Annotated in this window: 13 protein-coding genes; 10 read left to right on the forward strand and 3 right to left on the reverse strand. The window is 61.3% G+C overall.

The window, feature by feature from the left end; genetic code table 11:
• The first annotated feature begins 301 nt into the window (after window positions 1–301).
• The 4 genes from C1X29_RS06760 (at window position 302) to fabF (ending at window position 5064) form a co-directional block, all read left to right on the forward strand.
• Entirely contained in the window at window positions 302–2296 is a 1995-nt protein-coding gene (locus C1X29_RS06760) for a nucleoside-diphosphate sugar epimerase/dehydratase (RefSeq protein WP_085744993.1), read from the forward strand.
• A 113-nt stretch (window positions 2297–2409) separates the two neighbouring features.
• Entirely contained in the window at window positions 2410–2745 is a 336-nt protein-coding gene (locus tag C1X29_RS06765) for a helix-hairpin-helix domain-containing protein (protein ID WP_085744992.1), read from the forward strand.
• Between the two features lie 217 nt (window positions 2746–2962).
• The gene (locus tag C1X29_RS06770; RefSeq protein ID WP_085744991.1) at window positions 2963–3757 is read left to right on the forward strand and encodes an SDR family oxidoreductase; all 795 of its coding nucleotides are present in this window, start codon (window positions 2963–2965) and stop codon (window positions 3755–3757) included.
• A 32-nt stretch (window positions 3758–3789) separates the two neighbouring features.
• Complete coding sequence (gene fabF, locus C1X29_RS06775; protein ID WP_102717103.1) at window positions 3790–5064, forward strand: beta-ketoacyl-ACP synthase II; 1275 nt, start codon at window positions 3790–3792, stop codon at window positions 5062–5064.
• Here the strand turns inward: fabF and C1X29_RS06780 are convergent.
• Window positions 5061–5618: a TetR/AcrR family transcriptional regulator gene (locus tag C1X29_RS06780; protein ID WP_102717104.1), complete on the reverse strand. Its 558-nt coding sequence runs from the start codon at window positions 5616–5618 to the stop codon at window positions 5061–5063. The genes fabF and C1X29_RS06780 overlap by 4 nt on opposite strands.
• Window positions 5619–5793: 175 nt before the next feature.
• Here C1X29_RS06780 and C1X29_RS06785 point away from each other — a divergent pair, with 175 nt between their 5' ends.
• Complete coding sequence (locus tag C1X29_RS06785; RefSeq protein ID WP_102717105.1) at window positions 5794–6645, forward strand: DUF1989 domain-containing protein; 852 nt, start codon at window positions 5794–5796, stop codon at window positions 6643–6645.
• Window positions 6646–6690: 45 nt separating this feature from the next.
• Here the strand turns inward: C1X29_RS06785 and C1X29_RS06790 are convergent, their stop codons facing one another.
• Together C1X29_RS06790 and eat are read right to left on the reverse strand one after the other, a co-directional pair.
• Window positions 6691–6858, reverse strand: a complete 168-nt coding sequence (locus C1X29_RS06790; RefSeq protein WP_007950938.1) for a DUF2897 family protein — start codon at window positions 6856–6858, stop codon at window positions 6691–6693.
• Window positions 6859–6977: 119 nt separating this feature from the next.
• Window positions 6978–8342, reverse strand: coding sequence for an ethanolamine permease (gene eat / locus C1X29_RS06795; protein ID WP_085607188.1), 1365 nt, complete (start codon window positions 8340–8342; stop codon window positions 6978–6980).
• A 302-nt stretch (window positions 8343–8644) separates the two neighbouring features.
• On the opposite strand from eat, the gene kdpF reads away from it, so the two are divergent.
• The 5 genes from kdpF to C1X29_RS06820 are packed head-to-tail and all read left to right on the forward strand — an operon-like array spanning window position 8645 to window position 15803.
• Window positions 8645–8734: a K(+)-transporting ATPase subunit F gene (gene kdpF, locus C1X29_RS06800; RefSeq protein ID WP_007950940.1), complete on the forward strand. Its 90-nt coding sequence runs from the start codon at window positions 8645–8647 to the stop codon at window positions 8732–8734.
• 8 nt (window positions 8735–8742) lie between these two features.
• Window positions 8743–10437 carry a potassium-transporting ATPase subunit KdpA gene (gene kdpA / locus C1X29_RS06805; RefSeq protein ID WP_102717106.1) on the forward strand — a complete coding sequence of 565 codons (1695 nt, stop codon included), beginning with the start codon at window positions 8743–8745 and terminating at the stop codon, window positions 10435–10437.
• 16 nt (window positions 10438–10453) lie between these two features.
• Window positions 10454–12514, forward strand: coding sequence for a potassium-transporting ATPase subunit KdpB (kdpB, locus tag C1X29_RS06810; protein WP_173940181.1), 2061 nt, complete (start codon window positions 10454–10456; stop codon window positions 12512–12514).
• A 57-nt stretch (window positions 12515–12571) separates the two neighbouring features.
• Window positions 12572–13117 (forward strand): potassium-transporting ATPase subunit KdpC, encoded by a 546-nt coding sequence (gene kdpC / locus C1X29_RS06815; RefSeq protein WP_085744987.1) that lies wholly within the window; start codon window positions 12572–12574, stop codon window positions 13115–13117.
• A 34-nt stretch (window positions 13118–13151) separates the two neighbouring features.
• Window positions 13152–15803: a sensor histidine kinase KdpD gene (locus C1X29_RS06820; RefSeq protein WP_102717108.1), complete on the forward strand. Its 2652-nt coding sequence runs from the start codon at window positions 13152–13154 to the stop codon at window positions 15801–15803.
• Window positions 15804–15840 lie beyond the last annotated feature (37 nt).

Genomic DNA, 15840 nt, shown 5'->3' on the forward strand with positions numbered 1-15840 from the left:
CCGACCTGACGATCGGTACCTCCTGGCAGTCAATGCAATGCATTGGCCGAAGACTGGCGGTTTTTGATTTTCTGCCATGACTGTCGGCAATCAGCGGCAGGCCATTTTTATCCAGACAGAGGGTTTTAAAGGGATTTTTGCCAGAACCTAGGTATCATGACGCCGACACAAAGACCCATACAAGGAGCGAAGGACAAAAGCTTCGGGGTCGAAGCATTGTGTATCTGAGCGTTTCAATTTTGAGTCTATGGGCAATAGTTTTTCTCGGTTTCAGGAGCTTGAAGGGGTGTTTGATACGTTTATGGATAATATCAGAGCAGTTTTGTTAGCCCTTCCTCGCCGACGCAAGCGGGTCTTGCAGGTAATTGCCGATGTTTTTCTGGTCTGGCTTTCTCTGTGGATGGCGTTTGTCGTACGTCTGGGAATAGACGAACTCAACAGTCCCATTCAACAGCACCTCTGGTTGTTTTTCAGCGCCCCCGTAGTGGCTATTCCCCTCTTCATTCGATTCGGCATGTATCGCGCGGTCATGCGTTATGTCGGTAACGACGCACTGATCGCTATCGTTAAAGCGGTGACGCTTTCCTCGCTTATTCTCGGCGTAGTGGTCTACTGGTACAGCAATCATCAAACCATCGTGCCCAGATCCATCATTTTCAATTACTGGTGGCTCAGTCTTGTGATGATCGGCGGCCTGCGCGTTGCGATGCGACAGTATTTTTCCGGCGACTGGTTTGTCGCGGCTCAACACGTTCCATTTGCCAATATCGACGATGGCTTGCCACGGGTCGCTGTCTATGGCGCCGGCGCAGCAGGCAACCAGTTGGTCGCTGCCTTGCGCATGGGGCGTGCGATGCGTCCGGTAGCGTTCATCGATGACGATGGCAGTATTGCCAGCCGTGTGATTGCAGGCTTGCAGGTTTTCAAGCCCAAGCATATTCAGCAAATGATCGATACGACTGGCGCTCAGGAAATTCTGTTGGCGATCCCTTCCGCCAACCGCGGCCGGCGTCGTGAGATTCTCAGTTATCTGGAAAAGTTTCCCCTGCACGTTCGCAGTGTTCCGGGATTCATGGATTTGGCCAGCGGACGCGTCAAGGTCGATGATATCCAGGAGGTGGATATCGCGGATCTGCTGGGGCGCGATGCCGTGCCCGCCCAGGATGATCTGCTGGAGCACTGCATCACTCGCCAGGTCGTCATGGTAACGGGCGCCGGTGGATCAATCGGCTCTGAACTGTGCCGTCAGATTCTTGAGTTGCAGCCGACCACTCTTTTGTTGTTCGAACACAGCGAGTTCAATCTCTACAGTATTCTTTCCGAGCTGGAGCAGAGGATCTCTCGCGAATCCCTGTCTGTGAAACTGCTTCCGATCCTCGGTTCCGTCCGGGATGAAAACAAGCTGCTCGACGTGATGAAAACCTGGCATGTCGATACGGTTTACCATGCCGCAGCCTACAAACATGTACCGATGGTCGAACACAACATCGCCGAGGGCGTGTTGAACAACGCCATTGGCACCCTGAACACCGCGCAGGCTGCCTTGCAGGCGGGTGTTGCCAATTTCGTGCTCATCTCTACAGACAAGGCCGTACGCCCAACCAACGTGATGGGGAGCACCAAGCGCCTTGCGGAACTGACGCTGCAGGCACTCAGTCGTGAGAAAGCCCCGGTGCTGTTCGGTGATGAGGCGTGCGTGTCTCAAGTCAACAAGACCCGTTTCACCATGGTGAGATTCGGTAACGTACTGGGCTCCTCCGGTTCGGTGATCCCGCTTTTTCACAAGCAGATCAAGTCGGGTGGGCCGCTCACCGTTACGCACCCGAAGATCACACGCTACTTCATGACAATCCCTGAAGCTGCCCAATTGGTCATCCAGGCGGGTTCGATGGGGCAAGGGGGGGATGTCTTCGTCCTCGACATGGGAGAGCCGGTGAAGATCGTTGAGCTGGCGGAGAAGATGATTCACCTGTCTGGTCTCAGCGTGCGTTCGGAAAGAAACCCGCACGGTGATATCGATATCGAGTTTTCCGGCCTGCGTCCGGGAGAAAAGCTCTACGAAGAATTGCTGATCGGCGACAACGTGTCAGCGACCTCTCATCCAATGATCATGACTGCCAACGAAGACTATCTGGACTGGGATCTGCTCAAGGAAAAACTGAATCAGTTGCTGGTTGCGATCGAGCGGGACGACTACTCGCGAGTCCGTCAGCTCCTGCGTGAAACGGTCAGTGGCTATTCTCCGGATGGTGAAATCGTCGATTGGATTTATCAGCAGCGCCGTCTGGAGCCCTGATTGTTTCACATCTGGTAACGAACGCATTTTTGACAAGCGCCCGGGATGACCTAGGTTTGGAGAGCAGCTACGGAAAAGCTGCTTTCCCAACTTGATCTCATGGAGCGTCACCTATGCGTACCGGCTTTTTCTACTCCCTGGTATTTGCCCTTCTCACCAGCACCTCGATCGCCGTGATTGCTGCGCCAGCAGTAGCTCCGAACGTGGATGGAACACCGCTGGTCATCGACGTCAATGCTACGTCGCAAAACCTGAAAGTCGATCTCAACAACGCCGATGCGGCCACTTTGCAGAAGGAACTGGCAGGCGTGGGCGAGGCCAAGGCGAAAGCGATTGTTGCTTATCGTGAAACAAACGGGCCGTTCGCGTCCGTGGATGAATTGCTGGAAGTGAAGGGGATCGGCAAGGCGATCCTGGATCGCAATCGCGACAAGCTGGAAGTGAACTAAGCTGATTGTTCAACGCCAAGGGGCCGGTCATTGACCGGCCCTTTTTGCTTCCCGCTTCCTTCAAGCGTCGCAAGAGGGCGACAGCCTTTCCGTCGGAAAATAGAAAATTACGGCTATCATATTGGTTTAAGATTATGCCTATAATAATTTCAGTAGCCACTGAAGCCCTCTGCTTTTCAGCGGTCGCTCATTCCTCACGCATTCCAGGAGTATCGTCATGAATTCCCCGAAATCCCAAGGCACGGCGCTGGTCACTGGCGCTTCTTCCGGCATTGGTGCGGTGTATGCCGAGCGGTTGGCGGCACGTGGTTTTGATCTGTTGCTGGTGGCTCGCGATCAGGAGCGCCTGGAGTCCGCGGCCAGCAAACTGCGAGACGCCCATGGCGTACAGGTCGAAGTCCTGAAGGCCGATCTGACGCAAAAGGATGAAGTGCTCAAGCTTGAGCAGCGTCTGCGCAGCGACTCCAGCATTAGTCTGCTGGTCAACAATGCGGGGGTAGCGGTCAACGGATTGCTGGCGAACGCCGACCCGGACGAGCTGGAAAAACTGATTCAGTTGAACGTGACGACCCTGACCCGGCTGGCAGCCGCAGCCGCCTCGGCGTTCACCCGCGCCGGGCGCGGCACGATCATCAACATTGCGTCGGTGGTTGCCCTGTTTCCTGAGCGTTTCAATGCCACCTACAGTGCCAGCAAGGCTTATGTGTTGAGCCTCACCCAAACGCTTAATGCGGAACTGGAAGGCACCGGGGTCAAGGTGCAAGCGGTATTGCCCGGTGTGACCCGCACCGAAATCTGGGAACGCTCCGGATTCGATGCCAGCGGCATTCCAGCGGAAATGGTCATGGAGGCGGGTGAGATGGTCGATGCCGCGCTGTCCGGTCTGGATCAGGGCGAGCTCGTCACGATTCCTTCGTTGCCCGATGCGGGCGAGTGGCAAGCCTTCGTTGCCGCCCGTCATGTGATGGCGCCCAATCTGTCCCACAGTTCAGCGGCCAGCCGTTACAAGTAAAAGTCTTTTGAGTCACGAGAGGTCAACCCGATATGGATCAGCGTCGAGTAGTTGTCACGGGTATGGGCCTGGTATCGCCCTTGGGAAGCGGCGTCGAAGTCGTCTGGCAGCGCCTGCTGGCCGGGCATTCGGGTTTGCGAAACTTGCCGGAAGCGGTGATTGCCGATCTGCCGACCCGGGTTGGCGGTGTGGTGCCGACGATGGAGGAGGACGCCGAAGCAGGTTTCGATCCGGATCGCGCCACGCCGCCCAAAGAGCAGAAGAAAATGGACCGTTTCATTCTGTTCGCGATGGAGGCTGCGCGTCAGGCGCTTGAACAGGCCGGCTGGCACCCGACCGAGCCCCACGCTCAGGAGCGCACGGCCACCATCATCGGCTCCGGTGTCGGCGGCTTCGGCGCGATCGCCGATGCGGTGCGCACCACTGACAGCCGAGGCCCGCGACGCTTGTCGCCGTTCACCATTCCCTCGTTTCTGGTCAACCTTGCGGCGGGGCATGTCTCGATCCAGCATGGTCTGAAGGGGCCGCTTGGTGCACCGGTCACCGCGTGTGCCGCCGGTGTGCAGGCGATCGGTGACGCGGCGCGGCTAATTCGTGCCGGTGAGGCCGATATTGCAGTGTGCGGCGGTGCCGAGGCATCAATCGATCGAGTCAGCCTCGCCGGATTTGCGGCGGCGCGGGCCTTGTCCAGCGGCTACAACGACACGCCTGAACGCGCTTCACGCCCGTTCGACAGCGGCAGGGATGGTTTCGTGATGGGCGAGGGGGCCGGGCTGCTGGTGATCGAGTCGCTGGAGCACGCACTGGCGCGCGGCGCACAGCCGTTGGTCGAACTGGTCGGCTATGGCACCAGCGCCGATGCCTATCACCTGACCGCCGGGCCGGAAGACGGTAGCGGTGCGCGACGGGCGATGACTCTCGCGCTGGCCCAGGCCGGTATCACGCCGGATCAGGTGCAGCATCTGAACGCCCATGCGACTTCGACGCCGGTGGGCGACCTCGGTGAACTGGCGGCGATCAAGTCGGTGTTTGGAACGCAAAACTCCATCGCCGTGACCTCGACCAAATCCGCGACGGGGCATTTGCTCGGTGCGGCGGGAGGTCTGGAGGCGATCTTCACGCTGTTGGCGATCCGCGATCAGATCGTTCCGCCGACTCTCAACCTGGAAAATCCCGATCCGGCCAGCGAAGGCGTGGACATCGTCCACAGTCAGGCGCGGTCGATGCCGATCGAGTATGCGTTGTCCAACGGGTTCGGCTTCGGTGGAGTCAATGCCAGTGTGCTGTTCAAACGCTGGCAGGCTTAGTCTTCCGAGCGTTTGAGGTGTTCGCGGGTGACGTCGAGGATCTGTTGCGCAAAATCGGCATCCGCAACACTGCGTGATAGCAGGAGCGCCCCTACCAGCGTTGACATGATGACGATGCTGCGTTGGGCGGCGTTATCGCCTTCGAGCGTGCTCTGGATCTGATCCAGGCGCGCCTTGAGCACTTCATCGCTGGTCGGGCTCGGCTGGCCGCGTAGCCCCAGTTCCGAAGAAATGGTCAACAGCGGGCAGCCTTCATGAGGGGAGGTCTGGTGCCATTCGGAGAGGTACGTCTCGATGAAGGCTTCCAGTGGTTTTTCCTGGGCGAACAGCTCCTCGCACAAGCCCGCAACCTGATCGCCAGCCGCTTGCAGGGCTTTTTCAACCAACTCGTCCTTCGATTTGAAATGCGAATAAAAGCCGCCATGGGTCAGGCCCAGCGCCTTCATCAATGGTTGCAGACCGGTTGCACCAATACCGTCCTTGCGAAACCGCTCGGACGCTTCCTTGATGATGCGCTGATGGGTCTGGGCTTTATGATCCTGCGAGTAACGCATTTAAACTCTCCGCAACAAGACCGCCATCTTAACCAATGCAAATTGAATGGTGACTGTACTTCTACTTCTAAAAAAACTGTCGGTGACTCCGATATGTTCGTAACAGCCGCCAACGGTTGGCACGGATAGTGGTTGCAGCTTGCAAAGTTGCCATCGCTTGAGGAGCAGAAGAATCATGTACAAAGACTACCCGGCCGCCTATCAGGTCAGCAAAGGCTCGGCGTTGCAGGTCGATACACCTTTCTACGAACGGATTCGCGACCGCAAGGACGGGCGCACGCTGATCGAGCAATTCGAGGTGCCGATCCGCACCGGCCGCGCCTGGCACGTGCCGGCGGGGCATGTGTTTCGCGTCACCACACCGGTCGGGCCCCAGGTGGGCGATTTCAATGTGTGGAACGCACACGATCCGCGCGAGCGGATGTGGGCGGCGCGCACCCGGCAACTGCAGGGCGCGCATGTCAGCACTCATGACCGGTTGTGGTCGAACCTGCCTTTTCTGCGTCCGCTGGTGACCATCACCGATGACAGCCTGGCCGGCTACGGCATCGACGAGCACGGAGGGCGCTTGCACGATTTGCTCGGCACGCGCTGCGATCCCTATGTGAACAAAATGCTCACTGGCGAGGATTTCCACCATCACTGCCATTCCAACCTGACCCGCGCCGTACTTCCACACGGTCTGACCGAGTTCGATGTGCATGACGTGCTGAACATCTTTCAGTGCACCGGCCTGAATCACGATGACCTGTATTTCATGAAGGCCTGCCCGGCGCAGAAGGGCGATTATCTGGAGTTCTTCGCCGAAATCGACTTGCTGTGCGCGTTGTCGACCTGTCCAGGTGGTGACTTGTCTTTGGCGATGTGGGGGCCGGACGCGCAGGATCCGCTGACCGTGTGCCGCCCGCTCGGGGTGGAAATCTATCGTCTGGACGATGAGTTGCTCGAAGGCTGGAGCCAGCCGGAGCGCGCGGCGTACAAAGGCCTGCATGGCTTGCACATCGCGAAGGCCGAGTGGGAAAAATAATCGCTACAAAAAACAAACCCCGCCGATTCAGGCGGGGTTTTTCGTTCAGCGGTCCTGCGCGTCCTTGATGTCCGCTTCGGCATTGCGTTCAGCGACACGCTTGCGTTGTTCATCGGTCAGTTCGACCTTGTTGGCGGTGTCACGCAACATCATCAGACCGCCGACGATCGAGCCGATTGCAACGACCAGAATCAACCAGGCATACCAGGGCATAACGGCTCTCCTTAAAGGCAGGTCGACGGGCGAGGGTTTCGCCGTGCAACGCTGCATACCACTTTGAGCGAAGTGCATTCGCAGTGGTTCCATTCTAGGCCGGTTATGCCCGTCGCGGTTTACAGTCCGGTGAGCATCGCGTCTGCCGGGGCGTTGGCGCGCAATTGGCCGGTCAACAGGAAGTAGCCGAAACCGACTGCCATGAAGCCGAGGAAGATCAGCCCGATCAACGCATTGAACCAGGCCATCGCCACCAGGCACACCACGGCCAGCACCAGTGCGATCAATGGAATCAGCGGATAGCACGGCGCGCGGAAGGTGCGTTCCAGATTCGGTTCTGATTTACGCAGTTTGAACAGGCTGAGCATGCTCATGATGTACATCACGATCGCACCGAACACCGCCATGGTGATCATCGCGGCAGTGAGGGTCATGCCGCCGAGGTTGATCAGGCCGTCGCTGTAGATCGCCGCGATGCCGATCACGCCGCCGGCGATGATGGCGCGGTGCGGGGTTTGAAAGCGCGACAGTTTCGCCAGCGAAGCGGGCAGGTAACCGGCGCGGGCGAGGGCGAAGAACTGCCGCGAGTAGCCAAGAATGATCCCGTGGAAACTCGCCACCAGCCCAAACAGACCGATCCAGACCAGCATGTGCAGCCAGCCGGAGTTGTCGCCGACCACGGTTTTCATCGCTTGTGGCAACGGGTCGTTGATGTTCGACAGGGTCCGCCAGTCGCCGACACCTCCGGCGAAGAACATCACGCCCATCGCCAGCAATACAAGGGTCAGAATGCCGCTGATGTAGGCCTTGGGAATCGTGCGTTTCGGATCCTTGGCTTCTTCCGCGGCCATGGCCGCGCCTTCGATGGCGAGGAAGAACCAGATCGCGAACGGAATCGCCGCGAACATCCCGGCAATCGCCGGTGCACCGAAGATGTCCGAGCCGGCCCAGCCATTGAGCGCGAAGTTGCTGAAGCTGAAGGCCGGGGCGACCACGCCCATGAACACCAGCAACTCGGCGACGGCCAGGACGCAGACGATCAACTCGAAAGTCGCGGCCAGTTTCACACCGAGAATGTTCAGACCCATGAACACGATGTACGCGCCGACCGCCGCGTGTTTCGGGTCGAGGGCCGGAAACTGCACGTTCAGGTACGCGCCAATCGCCAAGGCAATCGCCGGCGGGGCGAAGACGAATTCGATCAGCGTCGCCAGTCCGGCGATCAATCCGCCTTTTTCACCGAAAGCCCGGCGACTGTAGGCAAACGGCCCGCCCGCGTGGGGGATCGCCGTGGTCAGTTCGGTGAAGCTGAAGATGAAACAGGTGTACATGGTCGCGACCATGAACGAGGTCACCAGAAAGCCCAGTGTTCCCGCGACGCCCCAGCCATAACTCCAGCCGAAATATTCCCCGGAAATCACCAGCCCCACAGCAATGCCCCACAGGTGCAACGTGCCCAGCGTGGGTTTGAGTTGTGTGTTCATGCGTTTGCTCCCTGAACGGTTTGGAAAGCTCGGGGAAGGGCGTGTGCAGTGGGCGTGCCATTTTGTATTGGCGGGTCGTAATGGGCTGAAAGCTGTCGTATCGGGGATGTTCGCGGCTCGATAGCCTTATTTGTGTGCGCCAGTCAGGTGCGCCGCCCGCCGAACGCCGTCGTAAAGAAGGCATAAACCCACTCTTTACGCTTTCTTTATGCCCCGCGCGCACCCTCGCTCTCGTTCCTTTACAGCCTCCTTTCCGACAATGCCTCCACACGCGGCAATACGCCGTAACACGGAGATCTTCCATGAGCGTTCTGGACGGGGTGTCACTGCTATTGGCAGTGGGGCTGTTCATTTATCTGTTGGTTGCGCTGTTGCGCGCGGACCGGACTTAGGAGCGGCTATGCACAGTTATGACTATTGGCTGATCCTCGCATTCTTCGCGGTGGTCTTGCTGCCGGCGCCGTTCCTCGGGCGCTTCTACTACAAGGTAATGGAGGGCCAGCGCACTTGGCTGACGCCGATTCTCGGCCCGGTCGAGCGCGGCTGTTACCGCATTGCCGGCGTTAACCCGCAGGATGAACAGAGCTGGCAGAAGTACACGCTGGCGCTGCTGGCGTTCAACCTCGCCGGTTTCCTGCTGCTGTTCGCGATCCTGCTGTTTCAGGATCACCTGCCGCTGAACCCGCAAAACCTGCCGGGCCAGGAGTGGACCCTCGCGTTCAACACCGCCGTCAGTTTCATGACCAACACCAACTGGCAGGCCTACAGCGGCGAAGCGTCGCTCAGCTACCTGAGCCAGATGGTCGGGCTCACCGTGCAGAACTTCGTCAGCGCCGCCACCGGCCTCGCCGTACTGGTTGCGCTGTGCCGTGGCATCGGGCGCAAATCCACCAAGACCCTCGGCAACTTCTGGGTCGACATGACCCGCGCCGCCCTCTACGGCCTGCTGCCACTGTGCCTGCTGCTGGCGCTGTATCTGGTGTGGCAGGGCGTGCCGCAAACCTTCGCGCAATACGTGAATGCTGTGACGATGCAGGGCGTTGACCAAGTCATCCCGCTCGGCCCGGCCGCCAGCCAGATTGCGATCAAGCAACTGGGCACCAACGGCGGTGGTTTCTTCGGCGTCAACTCGGCACATCCGTTCGAGAACCCGACCGCGTGGAGCAACCTGTTCGAAGTCGCCTCGATCATCCTGATCCCGGTGGCGCTGGTTTTCACCTTCGGCCACTACGTGAAGGACCTGCGCCAGAGCCGCGCCATCATCGGCTGCATGCTCGCGCTGTTCATCATCGGCGGCGCCACTTCGCTGTGGGCCGAGTATCAACCTAACCCTGCCTTGAACAATGTCGCCGTCGAGCAGACCGCGCCGCTGGAAGGCAAGGAAGCGCGCTTCGGCACCACCGCCACCGTGCTCTGGTCGGTGACCACCACCGCGGCGTCGAACGGTTCGGTCAACGGCATGCATGACAGCCTCAACCCGCTCAGCGGCATGGTCGCGCTGGTCAACATGATGGTCGGCGAAGTGATCTTCGGCGGCGTCGGCGCGGGGCTCTACGGCATGTTGCTGAACGTGCTGATCGCGGTGTTCCTCGCCGGTCTGATGATTGGTCGCACCCCGGAATACCTCGGCAAGAAACTCCAGGCCCGCGAAGTGCAACTGTTGGTGGTGACCCTGCTGGTGATGCCGGTCGGCGTGCTGGTGCTCGGCGCGATTGCCGCCAGCCTGCCGGGTCCGGTGGCGGCGGTGAGCAACCCCGGTCCGCACGGTTTCAGTCAGTTGCTCTACGCCTACACCTCGGCCAGTGCCAACAACGGTTCGGCGTTCGGCGGCTTCGGCGCCAACACCGCGTTCCACAACCTGATGCTGGGCTTGGGCATGTTGATCGGCCGCTTCGGTTACATCCTTCCGGTACTGGCCCTGGCCGGCAGCCTGGCGATGAAGAAAACCGCACCGATCGGCCAGAACAGCTTCCCGACCCACGGCCCGCTGTTCGTGACCCTGCTGACCGTGACCATTTTGCTGGTGGGCGGCCTGACCTTCTTGCCGACCCTGGCGCTCGGCCCGATTGCCGAACACCTGAGCATGGGCTTCTAAGGAATCCATCATGAATATGCATGTTCCAGCTTCAAAACCAGCGACAGCTGCCAAGTCGGCTGAAGCTCCGAAAACCGCGATCAGCGCCCTGTGGCGTCCGGCGCTGGTGCAAGCGTTCGTCAAGCTCGACCCGCGCCAGTTGCAACGCTCGCCGGTGATGCTGGTGGTCGAACTGACGGCGATCCTGACCACCGTGCTGTGCTTCATTCCCGACAGCAGCGTGCCGACCTTCGTTGCCGCGCAAATTGCCCTGTGGCTGTGGTTCACCGTGCTGTTCGCCAACTTCGCCGAAGCGCTGGCCGAAGGTCGCGGCAAGGCCCGCGCCGACAGCCTCAAGGCCGGCAGCGAGGGCCTCAGCGCCCGACGCAAACTGGCCAACGGCAGCTTCCAGGTCGTACCGGCCACCAGTCTGCGCAAGGGCGATGTGGTGCGCGTCGAAGCCGGGGAAATGATCCCCGGTGACGGCGAGGTCATCGAAGGCATCGCGGCGGTCAACGAAGCGGCGATCACTGGTGAGTCTGCTCCGGTGATCCGCGAGTCCGGCGGCGACCGCTCCGCCGTCACTGGCAACACCCGGCTGGTGTCCGACTGGTTGTTGGTGAAGATCACCGCCAACCCCGGTGAATCGACCCTCGACCGGATGATCGCGCTGGTCGAAGGTGCCAAACGCCAGAAGACCCCGAACGAAGTGGCGCTGGACATCCTGCTGATCGGCCTGACCCTGATCTTCCTGCTGGTGGTCGTGACCCTGCAGCCGTTCGCCCACTTCGCCAACGGCAGCCTGCCGCTGGTGTTCCTGGTGGCGTTATTGGTCACGCTGATTCCGACCACCATCGGCGGTCTGCTGTCGGCGATCGGTATCGCCGGGATGGATCGTCTGGTGCGCCTGAACGTGATCGCCAAGTCCGGTCGCGCGGTGGAAGCGGCGGGTGACGTGCACGTGTTGCTGCTGGACAAGACCGGCACCATCACTTTCGGTAACCGTCGTTGCAGTGCGGTATATGCCGCGCCGGGCGTGAATGCCCGTGAGCTGGCCGAAGGCGCACTGTTCGCTTCGCTGGCCGACGAAACCGCCGAAGGCAAGTCCATCGTCGAGTACCTGCGCGGCACCAATCCACAGCCGGAACCTTCGCCGGAAACTCTGACCGCCGTACCGTTCAGTGCTGAAACCCGATTGTCCGGTGTCGACTATCAGGGCCGTGTATTCCGTAAGGGCGCGGTGGATTCGCTGTTGGCGTTCCTCGGTCAACAACGCAAGGATCTGGCCCCGGCGCTGTCCCGGGAAATCGACAAGATTGCCCAGAGCGGCGGCACGCCGTTGCTGGTGTGCGCCGACGGCAAACTGCTCGGTGCGATCCACCTGAAAGACGTGGTCAAGCCAGGCATCCGCGAGCGTTTCGCCGAGCTGCGCAAGCTGGGGATCCGCACGGTGATGGTCACCGGCGACAACCCGCTGACCGCTGCCGCGATTGCCGCTGAAGCAGGCGTCGACGATGTGCTGGCCGAGGCCACGCCGGAGAAAAAACTCGCCCGTATCCGTCACGAGCAGAACGACGGTCGTCTGGTCGCGATGTGCGGCGACGGCGCCAACGATGCCCCGGCGCTGGCCCAGGCTGACGTTGGCATGGCGATGAACGACGGCACCCAAGCCGCGCGCGAAGCGGCCAACATGGTCGACCTCGACAGCGACCCGACCAAGTTGCTGGACGTGGTGCAGATCGGCAAGGAATTGCTGGTGACCCGTGGCGCGCTGACGACCTTTTCCATCGCCAACGACGTGGCCAAGTATTTCGCGATCCTGCCGGCCCTGTTTGCTGCGATCTACCCGCAACTGGGTGTGCTGAACATCATGCAGTTGAGCAGCCCGCAGAGCGCGATCCTGTCGGCCATCGTCTTTAACGCTTTGATCATCGTGGTGCTGATTCCGTTGGCCCTGCGTGGTGTGCGGGTGCAGGCAGCGAGCGCGGCGGCGCTGCTGCGTCGCAATCTGCTGATCTATGGCCTGGGCGGGATTCTGGTGCCGTTCGTGGGGATCAAGGCGATCGACATGCTGCTGACGGCGTTGCATCTGGTTTGAACCTGAACAGCGGTGTGCCGGGCACACCGCTTCAAGCACGAATTCGAGGATTTTGAAATGTCCACAATGTTACGTCCGGCCCTGAGCCTGCTGGTGCTGATGACCCTGATGACCGGCGTTGCCTATCCGCTGGTAGTCACGGGCGTCGCGCAAGTCGCCTTCCCCGAGCAGGCCAACGGCAGCCTGGTGCGCGACGCCGAAGGCAAGGTGCGCGGCTCGTCGCTGATCGCCCAGGATTTTGTCGGCGATGCCTGGTTCCATCCGCGTCCATCAGCCGGTGCCTTTGCCACCGTGTCGAGCAGTGCGAGCAACCTGTCGCCAAGCAATCCGGCGCTGGCCACTCGGGTGATCGATGACGCCAACAAACTGCAGGTGCCCGGCCAGGGCCCGGTGCCGCTGGCGCTGGTGACCACCTCCGGCAGTGGCCTCGATCCGCACTTGCCACCGGCGGCGATTGCCTATCAACTGGCGCGTGTTGCGGCAGCGCGCAATCTGCCGGTGGCGACCTTGCAGCAGTTGCTCGACGCGCACATCGAACAGCCTCTGGTGGGTCCGCCGGTGGTGAATGTGCTGGCGCTGAACATGGCGCTGGAAAAGCTGTGAATCGCGATCACATCAGGAAGAGAGAGCTTCAAGCATGAGTGACTCCGGCCGCGCCGACGCGCTGTTAGCAGAACTGCCCCGCGACGGACGCGGCCGGCTCAAGGTTTTTCTCGGCGCAGCGCCGGGTGTGGGCAAGACTTACGCAATGCTGCAGGCGGCCCATACCCAGTTGCGCCAAGGCGTGAAAGTCATTGCCGGCGTGGTCGAAACCCACGGCCGCGCCGAAACCGAAGCGCTGCTTGGCGGCTTGCCGCAGTTGCCGCTGGTGCGCTCGGAATATCGCGGCGTGACGCTTGAAGAAATGGACCTCGACGGCCTGCTCGCGGCCAAGCCGAAACTGGTGCTGGTCGACGAACTCGCCCACAGTAACGCCCCCGGCAGCCGCCACGCCAAACGCTGGCAGGACATTCAGGAACTGCTTGCCGCCGGCATCGACGTGTACACCACGGTCAACGTCCAGCACCTGGAAAGTCTCAACGATCAGGTGCGCGGCATCACCGGTGTGCAAGTGCGCGAAACCCTGCCGGACTGGGTGTTGCAGGAAGCCTACGAACTGCTGCTGATCGACCTGCCACCCCGCGAACTGCTCGAGCGCCTGCGCGAAGGCAAGGTCTACGTGCCGGAGCAGGCACGCGCCGCGATCGATGCATTTTTTACCCAGACCAACCTCACCGCGCTGCGCGAACTGGCGATGCAGACCGCTGCCGCGCAGGTCGATAACGATCTCGCCCAAGGCTATCGCCAGCTCGGTCAAGCCGCGCCGGCGGTACGTGGGCGCTTGCTGGTCGGCGTCGATGGCGATGCCCAGGCGGAACGGCTGGTGCGTCACGCCAGTCGCGTTGCCCAGCGCCGACATTTGCCGTGGAGTCTGGTGCACGTCGACAACGGCAGCGTGCGTGACGAGCAATCGCGCCTGCGCCTGCAAAGCGCCCAGCAACTGGCCGAACGCCTCGGCGGCGAAGTGGTCCTGCTGCGGGCCGGTGAAGTGGCGAAAACCCTGATCCAGCATGCGGCGGAACGTCGGGCGAGTCTGGTGCTGGTCGGCCAGTCGCGGCGGCGTCTGCGCAGGCGTCTGTTCGGTGGTGGGCTGGCGGCGCGTTTGCTGCGTCAGGCCCATGGTCTGGAAATCAACGTGCTGGACAGTGATCAGGAACAGCATCAACCGCGCCCGCGTGTAGCGCCGACGCTGGTGTGGTTCGACTATGCGCTGGCGCTGGTGGCGACAATTCTGGCCAGTGCGCTGGCGTGGGCGGTGTCCAGCGTGCTGCCGCTGCCGAACATCTCACTGGTGTTTCTTGCGGCGGTGTTGCTGGTGGCGGTGCGCAGCAGTCTCGGCCCGGCGCTGGCTTGTGCGGCGCTGTCGTTTCTGACCTATGACTTTCTGTTCATTCCGCCGAATTTCTCCTTCAGCATCCAGCGCGAAGAAGACGTGCTGACCTTGCTGTTCTTCCTGCTGATGGCGGCGCTCACCGGCAACTTAGCAGCGCGTCAGCGTCGGCAATTGCAGGCGCTGCGCGATACCCAGGAAGAGACCACCGAACTGCTCGACCTGTCGCGCAAACTCACCGCCGCCACCGACCGTCAGGCCGTGGTCAGCGCCGCCGCGCAGCACCTCAATGGCTGGAGCGATCTGCAACTGTGCCTGCTCAATCGCGACGGGCAGGGCGGCTGGAAAGTCGAAACCGGCGGGCCGCTGCAATTCACTGAATCCGAACGCGCCGCCGCCGACTGGGCCTGGCAACACGATCAGCCGGCGGGAATGGGCACCGGCACGTTGCCGTTCGGCCGCTGGTGGTGGTGGCCGCTGTCGGTGGAGGACGGACCGTTGGCGCTGCTCGGTGTGTGTGCCAAAGAGAGCCAGACCCTGAGCGGCCAGCGCCGTCGCTTGCTGACCGCGTTGAGTCAGCCGCTGGCTCAAGCATTGGCCCGCGCGCAACTGGCCGATGACCTGGAAGCCGCGCGCCTGCACGGCGAAACCGAACAACTGCGCAGCGCCTTGCTGGCCTCGGTGTCCCACGATCTGCGCACGCCGCTGACCTCGATGCGCGGCAGCATCGACAGCCTGCTGGCCCTCGGCGAAGCGATCCCGCTGGAGGATCGCCGCGAGTTGCTCGAAGGCACCCGCGATGAAGCCGAACGTCTCGATCGTTACATCCAGAACCTGCTGGACATGACCCGTCTCGGCCACGGCGCCCTGAAGCTGGCGCGGGACTGGGTGTCGCCAGCGGACATCGTCGGTAGTGCGCTCAATCGTCTGCGAGCCGTATTGTCGTCGTTGCAAGTGAGCACTGATGTACCGGCCGAGTTGCCGCTGCTGTATGTGCATGCCGCGCTGATCGAGCAGGCGCTGGTCAACGTGCTGGAAAACGCCGCCCGATTCTCGCCGTCCCACGGCCGTCTGCAATTGCGCGCCGGAGCGGATGACAGCGAAGTGTTTTTCTCGGTCAGTGACGAAGGGCCGGGGATTCCGGTCGATGAGCGGGCGAAGATTTTCGACATGTTCTACACCGCCGCCCGAGGTGACCGGGGCGGGCAGGGCACGGGGCTGGGCCTGGCGATCTGTCAGGGCATGGTCGGCGCCCATGGCGGGCGGATCAGTGTCGGCGATGGCATCGACGGACGCGGCACCTGCATCACCCTGCACCTGCCCTTGCAGACGCAACCGGGGATGGACGGTGAAGCCTGATCCGCGCTGCGCTACTCTCTTGCCACTCTTTTGTGTT

The sequence above is a fragment of the Pseudomonas sp. GW456-12-10-14-LB2 genome (assembly GCF_002884345.1).
Classification (GTDB): domain Bacteria; phylum Pseudomonadota; class Gammaproteobacteria; order Pseudomonadales; family Pseudomonadaceae; genus Aquipseudomonas; species Aquipseudomonas paraglycinae.

Excerpts from the sequence above, each read along its gene's own strand:
- kdpA (WP_102717106.1), top strand. The coding sequence starts at position 8,743 with ATGCACAGTTATGACTATTGGCTGATCCTCGCATTCTTCGCGGTGGTC.
- C1X29_RS06785 (WP_102717105.1), top strand. The coding sequence starts at position 5,794 with ATGTACAAAGACTACCCGGCCGCCTATCAGGTCAGCAAAGGCTCGGCG.
- C1X29_RS06770 (WP_085744991.1), top strand. The coding sequence starts at position 2,963 with ATGAATTCCCCGAAATCCCAAGGCACGGCGCTGGTCACTGGCGCTTCT.
- eat (WP_085607188.1), bottom strand. The coding sequence starts at position 8,342 with ATGAACACACAACTCAAACCCACGCTGGGCACGTTGCACCTGTGGGGC.
- C1X29_RS06780 (WP_102717104.1), bottom strand. The coding sequence starts at position 5,618 with ATGCGTTACTCGCAGGATCATAAAGCCCAGACCCATCAGCGCATCATC.
- C1X29_RS06790 (WP_007950938.1), bottom strand. The coding sequence starts at position 6,858 with ATGCCCTGGTATGCCTGGTTGATTCTGGTCGTTGCAATCGGCTCGATC.
- fabF (WP_102717103.1), top strand. The coding sequence starts at position 3,790 with ATGGATCAGCGTCGAGTAGTTGTCACGGGTATGGGCCTGGTATCGCCC.
- C1X29_RS06820 (WP_102717108.1), top strand. The coding sequence starts at position 13,152 with ATGAGTGACTCCGGCCGCGCCGACGCGCTGTTAGCAGAACTGCCCCGC.
- C1X29_RS06765 (WP_085744992.1), top strand. The coding sequence starts at position 2,410 with ATGCGTACCGGCTTTTTCTACTCCCTGGTATTTGCCCTTCTCACCAGC.
- kdpB (WP_173940181.1), top strand. The coding sequence starts at position 10,454 with ATGCATGTTCCAGCTTCAAAACCAGCGACAGCTGCCAAGTCGGCTGAA.
- C1X29_RS06760 (WP_085744993.1), top strand. The coding sequence starts at position 302 with ATGGATAATATCAGAGCAGTTTTGTTAGCCCTTCCTCGCCGACGCAAG.
- kdpC (WP_085744987.1), top strand. The coding sequence starts at position 12,572 with ATGTCCACAATGTTACGTCCGGCCCTGAGCCTGCTGGTGCTGATGACC.
- kdpF (WP_007950940.1), top strand. The coding sequence starts at position 8,645 with ATGAGCGTTCTGGACGGGGTGTCACTGCTATTGGCAGTGGGGCTGTTC.